The sequence below is a fragment of the Psychrobacter urativorans genome, from assembly GCF_904846675.1.
Classification (GTDB): Bacteria; Pseudomonadota; Gammaproteobacteria; order Pseudomonadales; family Moraxellaceae; genus Psychrobacter; species Psychrobacter urativorans_B.
In genome coordinates this window covers 79,415-91,823 of the sequence record NZ_CAJHBT010000001.1, presented here as the reverse complement: position 1 = coordinate 91,823, position 12,409 = coordinate 79,415, and the positions used below count along the sequence as shown (strand labels likewise).

At 42.8% G+C, this 12,409-nt stretch carries 11 protein-coding genes and 4 tRNA genes; 6 read left to right on the top strand and 9 right to left on the bottom strand.

Annotation, left to right across the window (positions count from 1 at the left end; genetic code table 11):
• Window positions 1-32: 32 nt before the first annotated feature.
• The 3 genes from tilS to JMY06_RS00390 all read left to right on the top strand — a co-directional run bounded on the left by tilS (window position 33) and on the right by JMY06_RS00390 (window position 3,392).
• Window positions 33-1,610, top strand: a complete 1,578-nt coding sequence (gene tilS, locus JMY06_RS00400) for a tRNA lysidine(34) synthetase TilS (RefSeq protein ID WP_227672087.1) — start codon at window positions 33-35, stop codon at window positions 1,608-1,610.
• Between the two features lie 231 nt (window positions 1,611-1,841).
• Window positions 1,842-2,672, top strand: coding sequence for a pyrroline-5-carboxylate reductase (proC, locus tag JMY06_RS00395; RefSeq protein WP_201615505.1), 831 nt, complete (start codon window positions 1,842-1,844; stop codon window positions 2,670-2,672).
• Window positions 2,673-2,822: 150 nt separating this feature from the next.
• Window positions 2,823-3,392: a YggT family protein gene (locus JMY06_RS00390; RefSeq protein WP_201526314.1), complete on the top strand. Its 570-nt coding sequence runs from the start codon at window positions 2,823-2,825 to the stop codon at window positions 3,390-3,392.
• 166 nt (window positions 3,393-3,558) lie between these two features.
• On the opposite strand, the gene JMY06_RS00385 is transcribed toward JMY06_RS00390, so the two are convergent.
• Window positions 3,559-4,356 carry a hydroxymethylpyrimidine/phosphomethylpyrimidine kinase gene (locus JMY06_RS00385; RefSeq protein ID WP_201526316.1) on the bottom strand — a complete coding sequence of 266 codons (798 nt, stop codon included), beginning with the start codon at window positions 4,354-4,356 and terminating at the stop codon, window positions 3,559-3,561.
• A 375-nt stretch (window positions 4,357-4,731) separates the two neighbouring features.
• On the opposite strand from JMY06_RS00385, the gene JMY06_RS00380 reads away from it, so the two are divergent.
• The 3 genes from JMY06_RS00380 (at window position 4,732) to JMY06_RS00370 (ending at window position 5,957) form a co-directional block, all read left to right on the top strand.
• Window positions 4,732-4,820: transfer RNA gene (locus JMY06_RS00380), tRNA-Ser, on the top strand.
• A 189-nt stretch (window positions 4,821-5,009) separates the two neighbouring features.
• Window positions 5,010-5,086 (top strand) — tRNA-Arg (locus JMY06_RS00375).
• Window positions 5,087-5,288: 202 nt separating this feature from the next.
• Entirely contained in the window at window positions 5,289-5,957 is a 669-nt protein-coding gene (locus tag JMY06_RS00370; RefSeq protein ID WP_201526412.1) for an RDD family protein, read from the top strand.
• A gap of 39 nt (window positions 5,958-5,996) precedes the next feature.
• Here JMY06_RS00370 and JMY06_RS00365 read toward each other — a convergent pair whose 3' ends face one another.
• The 8 genes from JMY06_RS00365 to ispE all read right to left on the bottom strand — a co-directional run bounded on the left by JMY06_RS00365 (window position 5,997) and on the right by ispE (window position 12,352).
• Window positions 5,997-7,010 (bottom strand): calcium/sodium antiporter, encoded by a 1,014-nt coding sequence (locus JMY06_RS00365; protein WP_201615504.1) that lies wholly within the window; start codon window positions 7,008-7,010, stop codon window positions 5,997-5,999.
• 173 nt (window positions 7,011-7,183) lie between these two features.
• Entirely contained in the window at window positions 7,184-7,564 is a 381-nt protein-coding gene (panD, locus tag JMY06_RS00360; RefSeq protein ID WP_201526320.1) for an aspartate 1-decarboxylase, read from the bottom strand.
• Between the two features lie 215 nt (window positions 7,565-7,779).
• Window positions 7,780-8,361: an aminoacyl-tRNA hydrolase gene (gene pth, locus JMY06_RS00355; RefSeq protein ID WP_201615503.1), complete on the bottom strand. Its 582-nt coding sequence runs from the start codon at window positions 8,359-8,361 to the stop codon at window positions 7,780-7,782.
• A 161-nt stretch (window positions 8,362-8,522) separates the two neighbouring features.
• Window positions 8,523-9,212: a 50S ribosomal protein L25/general stress protein Ctc gene (locus tag JMY06_RS00350; protein ID WP_201526322.1), complete on the bottom strand. Its 690-nt coding sequence runs from the start codon at window positions 9,210-9,212 to the stop codon at window positions 8,523-8,525.
• A 497-nt stretch (window positions 9,213-9,709) separates the two neighbouring features.
• Entirely contained in the window at window positions 9,710-10,657 is a 948-nt protein-coding gene (locus JMY06_RS00345; protein WP_201615502.1) for a ribose-phosphate pyrophosphokinase, read from the bottom strand.
• A gap of 97 nt (window positions 10,658-10,754) precedes the next feature.
• Window positions 10,755-10,830: transfer RNA gene (locus JMY06_RS00340), tRNA-Gln, on the bottom strand.
• 270 nt (window positions 10,831-11,100) lie between these two features.
• Window positions 11,101-11,176: transfer RNA gene (locus JMY06_RS00335), tRNA-Gln, on the bottom strand.
• A gap of 150 nt (window positions 11,177-11,326) precedes the next feature.
• Window positions 11,327-12,352 carry a 4-(cytidine 5'-diphospho)-2-C-methyl-D-erythritol kinase gene (gene ispE, locus JMY06_RS00330; protein ID WP_201615501.1) on the bottom strand — a complete coding sequence of 342 codons (1,026 nt, stop codon included), beginning with the start codon at window positions 12,350-12,352 and terminating at the stop codon, window positions 11,327-11,329.
• Between the last annotated feature and the right edge of the window lie 57 nt (window positions 12,353-12,409).

The following is a 12,409-nucleotide window of genomic DNA, read 5'->3' as shown; positions in this document are numbered from 1 at the left end:
TTGTAGATTAATTTTAAGGTAATTCGTAGCTAATGATAACCAGTAAAGCCATTCGCCAATATCCTATCGCGCCAGTAGCAAATGCATGTTTAGAATCAGTAGATAAGCAACAGCTTACTGAAGCTTTATTGGTAAGTTTGGCTGAATATCGTGACCAGCTACAAGGTCGCCGAATTTGGCTGGCTTGTAGTGGCGGGCGCGATTCATTGGCGTTAGCTGCTTTGTGTTTACAGCTATATCAGCAGGGAAAACTACCGTTTCTACCGCAGCTATTACATGTTAATCATGGCTTGCAAGCAGATAGTAGTCATTGGGCGCAGCACGTTGCTGATTGGGCATACATACAGCAGATGCCGTGTCACATTTTATCAGCGCAAGTAAACGGTCATGATGAGCAGGCGGCGCGGCAAGCGCGTTATCGGGTGATGCTTGCACAGATTAATCAGGGCGATGTTTTATTATTAGCCCATCATGCCGATGACCAAGCTGAAACGATTTTGATGCGTCTGATTCAAGGGGCGGGAGTTAAAGGCTTGGCAGGTATGCAACCGTGGCGTGAGCAGGCGCAAGGAGCGCATACTAATATCCTCTGGCGGCCATGGCTCACCGTACGGCGTACAGCAATTACAGCCTATGCTGAACAACTTAAATTGCCTTATATTGATGATCCTACTAATGATAGCGGCGATAATGTGCGTAGCGGTTTGCGACTTGAAGTCATACCGGCCTTAGCCGCTTATAATCCCAACGTTATTGATAATATTGCCCGTAGTGCACAGCTGCTTGCTGATGCGCAAGCTATTGTTAATGCGCAGGCCGAGCAGGACTTGCAACAAACGGCTATTGAATCCCTAAGCTATCCACCTGCCCAGCGCGTGCTCAATATTGATGAAATTCAGACTTTACCGCCTTATCGACAGCGCCAATTATTGCATTTTTGGCTGAGCCAAGATGAGCCATTACCGCCATCGAAGCAATTAATCGATGATGTATTGAGCTTAAGCCAGCGTCATGACTATGACCATCAAACCCAACTGCAATGGCAAGGTCGCAGGCATGCATACACCATTCGCTGTTACCGTCAGCATCTATATCGGCTAAGTCAGTCGTTTCTAAACTGGTTAACGTTACCGATTGCTGAGCAAACGCAATCGTTACCTACAATCATGACGTATAAAAATAATGTATCCAGCGACCCCACGACAATTACACTACGATCAAACGAGCGTTATAAATGGCAACTACAAATAACGGAAAATGCAATCAATAACGACGCAATCAATAACGACCTAATTAGCAATAATAAGCATGCATTGCTAAAAGTTGCACTATTAGGTCGTAAGCAGCGACTACAAACTGCCCTCGCTACACGCCCAAAATCAGGCAAAAAGCTTTACCAAACACTGGGAATACCCGTTTGGTTGCGGGATAGTTTAGTCGTTGTCAGCGTGGTATCTAACATGGTGTCTAATGACGATGAGGAATTGCCATTATTATTAGTATCACCATTTAATAGCTGGGTATTAGGACTGGATGTATCAATGACAGATAATATGATAAATGAGCTTTTAGGGAATGGTTTTAGCAGTATTCTACAAGTACTAGATTAAGCAGAACGAGACTTAATAGTGCCAAAACATCCTTCCTACTAAGCTCTGTTAAACATCTAATAATTCTATCCTCACTTAAAGGCTTAGCCTAACCATATAGCGTGGTTAACGTTACTTTCAGCGTCATCAATATGTCAAACGGTATCAGTGGCAGTATGGTAAACTAAGTGTCCTTTTAAATACCTTTATGTTACTTTGAAGACCTTTGAATTTTGCCAATAGAGGACAACAATGTCAGTATTAGATAATAAAAAAATAAGTTTTATTGGTGGTGGGAACATGGCGCAGGCTTTGATTAGCGGGCTTATTAGCTGCGGCGTTAAACCTGAGCTAATTACTGTGTCAGCGCCCAGCATAGAGACGCGTCAGCAGTTCACAGCTCAGCAGATGAATACTGTTGATGCAACTGCTGACCCTAAAGCGGCTGTTATCGATGCTGATGTGGTCATACTCGCGGTCAAGCCGCAAGTGATGAAAAAAGTAGTCAGTGAGTTTGCGGATGCTTTAGACAATCAACTGGTAATCTCAGTAGCTGCTGGCTTATCGACTGACCTGTTATCCGACATGCTGGGTGGCTATCGCAATATCGTGCGTGCGATGCCTAATACACCTGCAATGATTCAAATGGGTGCAACCGGTCTATATGGTACTGACGACACCACCGAGGCACAAAAACAGCTGGCGACGGTAGTGATGGAAGCCTCAGGTTTGGTGATGTGGGTCGATAATGAAGAGCAAATGCATGCGGTAACTGCAGTGTCAGGATCTGCGCCGGCGTATGTCTTTTACTTTATTGAATCGATGATTGATGGCGCAGTCGCCTTAGGTTTAGACCAAGAACAAGCTTCAGCGCTCGCCATGCAAACCGTATTGGGCGCAGCAAAAATGGCTATCGGTAGTGATGATAGTCCGGGCGAGTTACGCCGCAAAGTCATGTCACCCAAAGGTACGACCCAAGCAGCGATTGAGTCGATGCAGAGTAATGAGATTGGTCGTCAAATCAGCGAGGCCATGCAAGCCTGTTACGACCGTAGCCAAGCGCTCAGCGAAGAGATGAAATAAACGTCATAATAAAATAACCTACCACGGTGATGATAGTGGTTGTCATTATAAAAGGTTAATAGTGGTAGCAATGCTGGTGTGGATTATCTGGCCATTGTTAATCTGGCTATTATTAATATTTATTAACACAGGCAAATTGAGTAGCGCTTCATGAACAATACGTTATTACAAATTTTTGATTTGATTACCACCTTCGCTATGCTGCTGGTGTTTATCCGTTTCATGCTGCAGTTTGCGGGAATGGACGCACGCGATCCGATGATAAGCCCTGCTTACAAGGCCACGCATATTGTGGATGTGTTTGGGCGTATTTTCCCGACGGTTGCCCAAGGCCGCATCAGCATTGCGGCGATTGTACTGATGTTTTTGATTCGACTGATTGATATCGCCGGTAAGGCAGCTTTGACCCACAGAGGTATCGCGCCTGTTCCCCTATTCTTCACCGGCTCAGTAAGTCTGGTTTTAGACTTTTTACGCATGTGCCGCTATTTAGTAATAGGGTCTATCATTGTCAGTTGGATTGTGGTGTTTACTAACTCTGTGCACCCTATCGTCGGTATCATCATGCGTCTAGCCGAGCCGATTTTGGCACCGTTTCGCCGTATCACGCCAAATCTAGGGATGCTTGATTTATCACCTATGGTCGCATTTTTTGCCTTTTATTTGCTTGAAATTCTTATCAGTGGTTTGGCTTCAAGCCTTATGCCGATGCTAGGTTAGACTAATTTAAGGTAGGTTAGGCCAATTTAAGAGAGGTTAGGTTAAATACCACTTGATTAAATGATAGCCCTCTAAATAAAATCTTGACCAAAAAAGACGCGCTATCATTAAGGATAGCGCGTCTTTTTTTTACTTTATTAAACTTATGAGCGCTATATTTCTAAGCTTATTTTACTTTTACAAAGCGATTGGGTATTAATTGTGCGCTGGCATCGCCAGGGTGCGGGGTATCAGCGGCCATTAATGTCTGGGTAATCCAGCTATCTGCTGCTATAACGGCTGTAATCAAATCATCACCCATGGCTAAGCGCCCAGCGATAAAGCTGGCAAGTGAGCAGCCTGAACCATGAAATTCACCGTCTAAGCGGGGCAAGATACTTGGATGGACCATCTCGCCATCTATATATAAATACTGCTCAATATCACCGCTATCAAAATCATGTGACGTTTTGACTAATACTGACCGTGTCCCTTGTGCACATAACTTTTGCGCACCAATATGCAGATCTTGCTCACCACTTAATGCCCGCAGCTCGTGAGTATTGGGAGTGATTAAGGTCGCATAAGGCAGCAATTTTCTGAACGCTGCTACCAAGGTTCGCTCATCGCCTAAACAGCCACCACTATTAGCTACTAACACGGGATCAAGCACAAAAGGCGTGCCTTTGGGAATAGTTTGCTCAGCAAATAAGCGCGTCAACATTGCTATATTAGCAATTGTGCCAAGCATGCCTGACTTAATGACGCTGACTGGTAAGTCATCGAGTACCGTCGTCGCTTGCGCTGCGACCAACTTGGCGGTACAGGCATCAAAACTAAATACCTGCTGCGAGCTTTGTACGGTGATAGCGGTACAGGCGACCGCTGCATGAGCGCCGGCCTGACCAATCGCTTCAATATCTGCTTGCAGCCCTGCACCGCCTGAGGGGTCTAATCCTGAAAAACACAATACTACCGGTCGCATAAAATCTCCTTTTTTATATTTTCTTATCCATGCTGAATGTTGCTTTTAATAACTGCCAATCACTATAGCCACCCTAAGCTCAAAAAGCTATAACAGTAGGCTTTTGCTCATATCTCTTTTAACTTATACAGGCTTAATAGGTCACTAATAAGCAAACCATCAGTGCTTGTCCGTCTATCAAAATGGCTAAGATTTAATGATTATAATAATCGATGAATAAAAATATGCTAAAAAAGAGATAAAAACCACATCCGATGCTTGCATTTTATTTTGGCTTTGTTATACTACTTGCCCACGACATAAGACGTATCATTAGCATTGATACCGTTCTTGTAAAGATAAAATCTTTGGAACACAAAAAGTCTTACATCGTTTGGTGAAGTGGGTGAGTGGCTTAAACCAGTTCCCTGCTAAGGAACCATACGTTTCGCGTATCGAGGGTTCGAATCCCTCCTTCACCTCCATTATATTTGGTTATTGCTGGATTAATTATATAGTAATTTGATGGCAAATATAATTTAGTAGCTAGATTAGAAATTATCCTAATTTAATGAATAAAAAATATTGACATCGTCTGTATTGTCTATATAATAGCTAACCTAATTTACTGTAAATGTTATTGTTAAACATGCAGTAAATGATTTGCAAAATACGCGCCTGTAGCTCAGTTGGATAGAGCACTTGGCTACGAACTAAGGGGTCGGGAGTTCGAATCTCTCCAGGCGCACCATTTGCATTATTACTTATATGCCAATACTTGTATACTAACTTAATCGCCTGTCTTATGACATTTTGGCGGTTTTTTTATGTCTGTCGTTTTTGTAGTCGTTGACTAGTTACTCAGGTCGGATAAGATACGCTAAGGTGCCAAATTACGGTACAATAGCAGCACTATTCTCCGCCTGCTATGAGCTTGTATCATGCCAAAAAGTATGTCAAAAAGCACGCCGAAAGCTACACCAAAAGCTGCTGTGAAGTCTAAATCCCAACGAAGAGCGCCATCTAATCGCAACTCTGAAGTCGAAGAGCCGACGATTGCTAAGCCGATGGAGCGTGTTATCGCTATTGTTTATGATGGGATGTTGATATTGGCGTTATTGTTCTTGGTAGGGACGGTGCTGACAGTCATTGGCACATTACTGACGATGCAAACGGGTACCGATTCAGCACAGGCGCAAGCGCTGCCAACGTGGTATCAGAACTTTATTATGACCCCATCATTTATTCTGACGCTAGTAGGGTTTTATGGCATGTTTTGGCGTCGAGGTGGTCAGACATTAGGGATGCAAACGTGGCGACTGAAGACAGTCAATAATGCGGGTCACTTATTAACTTGGGGGCAGTCATTTAAACGTATTTTAGCAGCATGCTTGATGCCGTTATTGTGCGGTATCATAGGTAGCTTGATTGGCGGCTCACGTGCTGTATTATTAACGAGCGTATTTTTTGGCTTTATATTTAACTATGTTTTCTGCTTGTTCAACCGTCGCGGCTTGGCAGTGCAAGATATGTTATCCAACACCATTACTTTAAAAATACCTAAAGTTGAGCATGAAGGATTATGGAGTGGCTTTAAAAACCGTAAAAAACAGCAGAAATAACAGATTAATTATAATAAACAAAAGCGACTTAATCGCTGGTCACATATTGGCCGTTTGTATCAGCCATACAGTGTAACCCACAAAGAAGAGTATCAAGGTAGCCCCAGATGTTCGGCCGAATTGGCGCTTAGTCACAAAGGCAAAGGTGCTCATTGCAACCAGTAATAAGGTTAGCAATACTACCGCTAAAACATCGCGCGCTAAGATCATTGGGTTGGCGGTAATTGGTTCGATAAGCGCCGCCAGCCCTACTACCGCCAAGGTATTAAAGATATTAGAGCCAATGATATTACCGAGTGCCATATCGTGCTCGCCTTTACGGGCAGCTGATAAACTCGATACCAGCTCAGGCAAGGACGTCCCAACAGCGATAATAGTCAAACCAATAATCAGCTCGCTTAAACCCCAAAGGGTTGCCAGCTCGACTGCGCCCCAAACGATAGCCCGCGATCCTAGTACTAACATCAGCATACCTATGAACAAGCTGACTAGTCCCCGTGCTAAGCTTGGTGTTGTCTGCGCAGACGCAGAACCTGTTTTATCTATCAGACTGTTTTCTACAATGCCATTATCTTTATGCTGAATACCATTTGCTGAATTACCTTCGCGTAGACTCAGCGTAATTTGAATACCTAGAACTATCACCAACACTACTAATAATAGTATGCCGTCGGCTTGACTCAACTCGCCATCACGTAGCTGCCATGCTGCTAAAGCGGTGATTAGTGCTAGTAGGGGCAGATCGCGCTTGACGATGCCTTCATGAATGATAATGGGGCTAATAAATACTGTTACCCCCAATACTAACGCAATATTGATAATATTAGAGCCATAAGCATTACCTAACGCCAAATCTGGGCTACCCTCTAACGCTGCTAACACTGACACCACCATCTCAGGCGCAGAAGTCCCCAATCCTAAGATCAACACTCCTATCAAGAAACTTGGTACGCGTAGATTTTTTGCTAAAGCGGTCGCCCCATCAATAAAAATATCCGCACTCCAAACTAAAATTGCAAGTCCAATCAGTACTGCAATAGCTGCCAACCACATTAGAGTGTTCCTTTTTTAATAAAAACTGTTCACGTACGATATTAAAAGCCATAAAAAAACTGAGCGCCAATATGACCTCAGTTTTCGTATTAGTATCAGTTTTTTATGTCGTTGTATTTATGCAGCTATATTCATGTAGCTCTAAAAGAAACTTTAAGGTTTAACGTTTAAAGTTAGGCAACTTGTACCGGAATGACATTGGCCGTGTCTTTAACGGTATTGTCTTCGTTACAATAGACCAGTTTTGGCAAGTAAGTGTCTGCCTCGGCTTCGTCAAAATGGGCATAAGCGCAAATAATCACGATATCCCCTAAGTCGGCCATATGCGCAGCTGCGCCATTTAACGAGATAATGCCAGAGCCAGCTTCAGCACGTATCGCATAGGTTCGAAAACGCTTGCCATTGGTAACGTTATAGATGTCAATAGACTCATTTTCACGTAGACCGGCTAAGTCTAATAAATCGCCGTCGATACCGCATGAGCCTTCATAATGGAGCTCAGCATGCGTGACGCGGGCACGGTGCAATTTGCATTTAAGCATATTAAGTAGCATAGATTGCTTCCTTAGCGTAACTAATATTAAGTACTTGGTATCAAGTAACTGGATTGAAAAATTAATGGGCCATAATAGATGAAATAGAAGGCTAAATAAAGCCATCAATAGCCCAGCATGAGCCATTTACCTAAACTTGCTAGCAGCACTTACTATTGTGATTTACTATTAATTAAGAACAGACTCGATAGTAAAACAGTGGCTATCATACCGTGTTAATCCGGTAGTTTAAAGCCATTAATTTGCGTACGGGCGCGTTCGACATCACCATCTAACAATAGCGGTAGCGATTCAAAGGCGGCAGTAAGCGCGCTATCAATTGCGATTTGTTCATTAGGTGAGGCTTTGGAGAGCACATGACCGCTGACTTTAGACTTATGCCCTGGATGACCAATACCCACGCGCAGACGATGAAAGTCATTGCCAATATGCGGAGTAATATCACGCAGGCCATTATGACCACCATGACCACCGCCAGTCTTAAGCTTGATGCTACCAGCAGGAATATCGAGCTCATCATGAGCAATCAGCAACTGGTCGTTATCAATGTTATAAAAATTAACCATAGGTACGACCGATTGACCAGACTTATTCATAAAGGTCAGTGGTAACAAGAGCCGGATATCATGACCGTGAATCTGTCCGCGTCCTGTTACCCCGTGGAATTTTTTGTCAGGGCTCAGTGTAATATTAAACTGCTGCGCTAAATGATGCACCAACCAAAATCCAGCATTATGGCGTGTAAACATATATTCCTGACCAGGATTACCAAGACCAACGATAAGCTTTAGGGACATGATTGTACTCTGCTTTAATTTAATAAATAAAGGGATAACACTTTTTGCGTTGATATTCACAAACCGCACTTACAAAAACAGCAGGAGACATTTATCCCCTGCTGTTTTTTAACATAAATAGCTTATTGATATAAATACCAAAGCCAAAACTAATGGACTAATTATTCGGCGTCTTTGTCTGCGTCGTCAGTAGCCTTGTCGCTTTGCTCGCTAGCTGGAACTTCAGCAGCATCAACGTCGTCAGCATCTTCGTCGACTTCTTCAACCGTTGGTGGCTGCATGTTAACGATAGTACGATCGTGCGCATCTTCCATATCAAGATCAAAGATAACCACGCCTTCAGGTAAGTTGATATCCGATAGACGGAATAGATCACCGATTTCCATACCAGATACATCGACCTGTAGGTATTGAGGTAGATTTGATGGTAAGCAAACGATTTCGATGTCAGATACGAGCGTAGATAGAATGCCGCCTTTTTCAGTACCAGGAGCGTCTTCTCTACCAGTGAAATGCACAGGGACATTCATGTTGATTTTCTGACCTTTTACAATGCGCTGGAAGTCAGCATGCATTGGAAAGCCTTTGGCTGGATGGCGTTGTAAGTCTTTGATAACGGCTTGATGTTCTTCGCCATCAACAGTAACGGTCAAAATATGTGAGAAGAAGGCTTCGAATTCAAGCGCTTTTACCAACTCATTAAGTTTGAGAGCGATGGCGGTTGGCTCTTCGTTACCACCATAAATGATAGCAGGAACAAGGTTCTGCTTGCGTAGGCGGCGGCTCGCACCTTTACCTTGCTGGACTGTAGAACGGTCAACAGCGTTTAATGCAAAATGATTAGTGCTCATGGATATAATCCTATAAAAGATAAATGACGGGTCTGATAGTAAAAAAGTGGATTTGCGACCAATCCACTAATGCATGATGATAGCGATGATTTATAGCAATAAACTATAAATAGAAATAACTACTAATAATAACCATCATAAAAGCTATCTGCTAAATTAAAATGACGACAGAATGTGCACAAGAGTATCAATACGATGACTGATATTAATAGCATTGGCGACATTATTATTTAGCGTGCTCAGCACCTTTGATAATACTCACTCTATTCAAATAGAATAAATGGCAAGTATAGGCGCGCATTATACGTGGTTTTGGTGTAATAATAAAGGCTTACAAAAAAACCTAGCATCAGGACCTTAATATTGCGATTAGGTCTTAATGCTAGGTTTTAACAGCTAATGCTAATAACAGTTATTATATATAGATGATGAGCTACATTATTTATTTAAGCCGTTCAATACTAATTTAAGCAGTTCAATACTTACAATTCAAATGCTTATGCATCAAACATAGCGCTAATAGATTCTTCGTTATTAATGCGGCGTAAGCTCTCAGCGAGCATTGGCGCAATAGAAATTTGGCGAATTTTGCTACAAGCTTTTGCCGCAGCAGATAAAGGAATGGTATCGGTGACAACAATTTCATCTAGTTCTGATTCGCTGATATTTTTAAGCGCATTACCGGATAAAACAGGGTGAGTAATGTAAGCCATCACGCGGCGTGCACCGCTGTCCTTTAGCGCTTGAGCAGCTTTACATAACGTACCTGCGGTATCGACCATATCATCAACAATGACGCAATCGCGGTCACGAACGTCACCGATGATATTCATCACTTGTGACTCATTGGCACGCGCACGGCGTTTATCAATAATAGCTAAGTCGGTATCGCCTAATTGCTTGGCCATTGCGCGGGCACGAACGACACCACCAACGTCAGGCGAGACCACCATAATGTTGTCATAATCCTGTTTTTTAAGATCATTAAGCAGAACAGGGGTGGCATATATATTATCAACTGGGATGTCAAAGAAGCCCTGAATCTGATCTGAGTGCAAATCAACAGTCATGACTCGATCAATACTGACGATATTGAGCATATCAGCGACGACTTTAGCAGAGATAGGCACACGGGCAGAACGGGGACGACGGTCTTGACGGGCATAACCAAAGTAGGGCATCACTGCGGTGATACGCCCAGCACTTGAGCGACGCAATGCGTCGGCCATCATCATGATTTCCATCAAATTATCGTTGGTCGGTGCACAGGTAGGCTGCATGATAAACACGTCTTTACCGCGTACGTGTTCTCTAATTTCCACAGCAATTTCGCCATCAGAAAAACGGGCGACGTCAGCTTTACCAAGAGGGATGTGGAGGTGGTCGGCTACGGTTTTCGCTAATTCAGGGTGGGCATTGCCCGTAAAAATCGCCAAATAAGGCATGACTGAAGTGTCCTATTGATTGACTCAAGCAGCGACCGCTAAGCAGTGTCAAACTGCTCAAATTAAGAAAAGTGTGGTGAACGTAACTCTAGGAAAATGGTAGGGGTAGCTGGACTCGAACCAACGGATGTCAGGATCAAAACCTGATGCCTTACCAACTTGGCTATACCCCTATACTGTGTAGGCTGTAATGAGTACCCTTGTTAGATATTAATATGGTTAGATATAAATATCGTAATGGTACTATTACCTTTTGAGTTATCTAAAAATGATAAAAACATTTAAAAATAACTTTTCCTAACGGTGTTCGTTGCGAACTATACTGAAGCAGGATGGTGATTGTCAATTGCTATAAGAAAACTAACTATTCAATAAACATGATTTTGATAAAAACAATCATATTTTATCAATAGTTGCATTATACGCAATACAAACTAAAAATATGGTAGGGGTAGCTGGACTCGAACCAACGGATGTCAGGATCAAAACCTGATGCCTTACCAACTTGGCTATACCCCTATTATGGCGACCTATTATAAGTAAATAATTTGCTTTTGCAAGTCATTTGCGCTTTTTTCTAGCTTTTATTCATAATAAGTTAATGCTGACGCTATTCTAGCAAATTAATAGCATGAAACCTACCACTGTCCACTATTTACATTGCGTCGTTTACATTGAAAGGCGCAAATTATTAACAATATAAGCCTGACAGGGCGCATTTTTGACCCATTTTATTAAAAGTTCTCTATTATCCGCAGTACGTTTGTTTGAAGTACCAGCGTTTAACGGCAAAAATACTGCGCTACCCGAACCGGTCATTCGAGCGACTGCTAAGGCTTGCGGCTCTAATTCGCGTAAATACTGTAATGCCTGTGTCACTGCTGGTGCTAGATTTTCAACGATAGGGGTAAAGACATTATGATAAGGGGCGCTCAACATTTGAGTATAGTGCGCGGATTGCTCGTTAATAATCGTAGCACTAAGCGGCCTAATATCGCGGCTCAATAGAGGATGGGCAAATAACTGTGCGGTATTGATATGCGCGCTAGGCGTTAACAACAAATAATGCTGATCAGGCAACTCAATCGGCGTCAGCTGCTCACCAATACCCATCGCAATGGCATCGCGGCCAAAGATAAATATCGGCACATCAGCGCCCAGTGTCGCGCCAAGCGCACGCAGTTGCTCATTGCTAAAATCCAGTTGCCAAAGCTCATTTAATACGAGGAGGGTAGTTGCTGCATTGGACGAGCCGCCGCCTAAACCTGCTCCCATTGGCAGTTGCTTATCAAGAGTGATAGTGACTTGCTGCAATTGGCTGGGGAGCTTTCGCTGCTGAATAACATACGTAAGTAGCGCGCGGGTGGCTTTAATAATTAAATTATCATCTATGCTATCAGTAATATTATTGGTACCGGCCAGCGTTACTAATTGAGCGCATAGCTTGTCTGCCAGTGTGTTCGATAGCGTGGCTGCTTGTTGCTCGAGACTAGTATTTAGTGTCGATAAATTTTTTAGATTTATCCATGCTGTTGGCAAAAAATGCAAATAATCACCCCAATCAAGCAAGCGAAATACCGTTTGCAGATTATGATAGCCATCTGCACGCTTACCGGTAATATGCAAAAATAAATTAATCTTTGCCGGTGATAAGCGGGTGATTGGGGCGTGTAAAATAGTCGTATTCTCAGTCATAAATAGCGGTCTTTATAAGCAATTTAGTCTTTATCAGCAGTCAATTTTTATAAGTAA

Excerpts from the sequence above, each read along its gene's own strand:
- panD (WP_201526320.1), bottom strand. The coding sequence starts at position 7,564 with ATGCTACTTAATATGCTTAAATGCAAATTGCACCGTGCCCGCGTCACG.
- ispE (WP_201615501.1), bottom strand. The coding sequence starts at position 12,352 with ATGACTGAGAATACGACTATTTTACACGCCCCAATCACCCGCTTATCA.
- proC (WP_201615505.1), top strand. The coding sequence starts at position 1,842 with ATGTCAGTATTAGATAATAAAAAAATAAGTTTTATTGGTGGTGGGAAC.
- JMY06_RS00350 (WP_201526322.1), bottom strand. The coding sequence starts at position 9,212 with ATGAGCACTAATCATTTTGCATTAAACGCTGTTGACCGTTCTACAGTC.
- JMY06_RS00385 (WP_201526316.1), bottom strand. The coding sequence starts at position 4,356 with ATGCGACCGGTAGTATTGTGTTTTTCAGGATTAGACCCCTCAGGCGGT.
- pth (WP_201615503.1), bottom strand. The coding sequence starts at position 8,361 with ATGTCCCTAAAGCTTATCGTTGGTCTTGGTAATCCTGGTCAGGAATAT.
- tilS (WP_227672087.1), top strand. The coding sequence starts at position 33 with ATGATAACCAGTAAAGCCATTCGCCAATATCCTATCGCGCCAGTAGCA.
- JMY06_RS00365 (WP_201615504.1), bottom strand. The coding sequence starts at position 7,010 with ATGTGGTTGGCAGCTATTGCAGTACTGATTGGACTTGCAATTTTAGTT.
- JMY06_RS00370 (WP_201526412.1), top strand. The coding sequence starts at position 5,289 with ATGTCAAAAAGCACGCCGAAAGCTACACCAAAAGCTGCTGTGAAGTCT.
- JMY06_RS00390 (WP_201526314.1), top strand. The coding sequence starts at position 2,823 with ATGAACAATACGTTATTACAAATTTTTGATTTGATTACCACCTTCGCT.
- JMY06_RS00345 (WP_201615502.1), bottom strand. The coding sequence starts at position 10,657 with ATGCCTTATTTGGCGATTTTTACGGGCAATGCCCACCCTGAATTAGCG.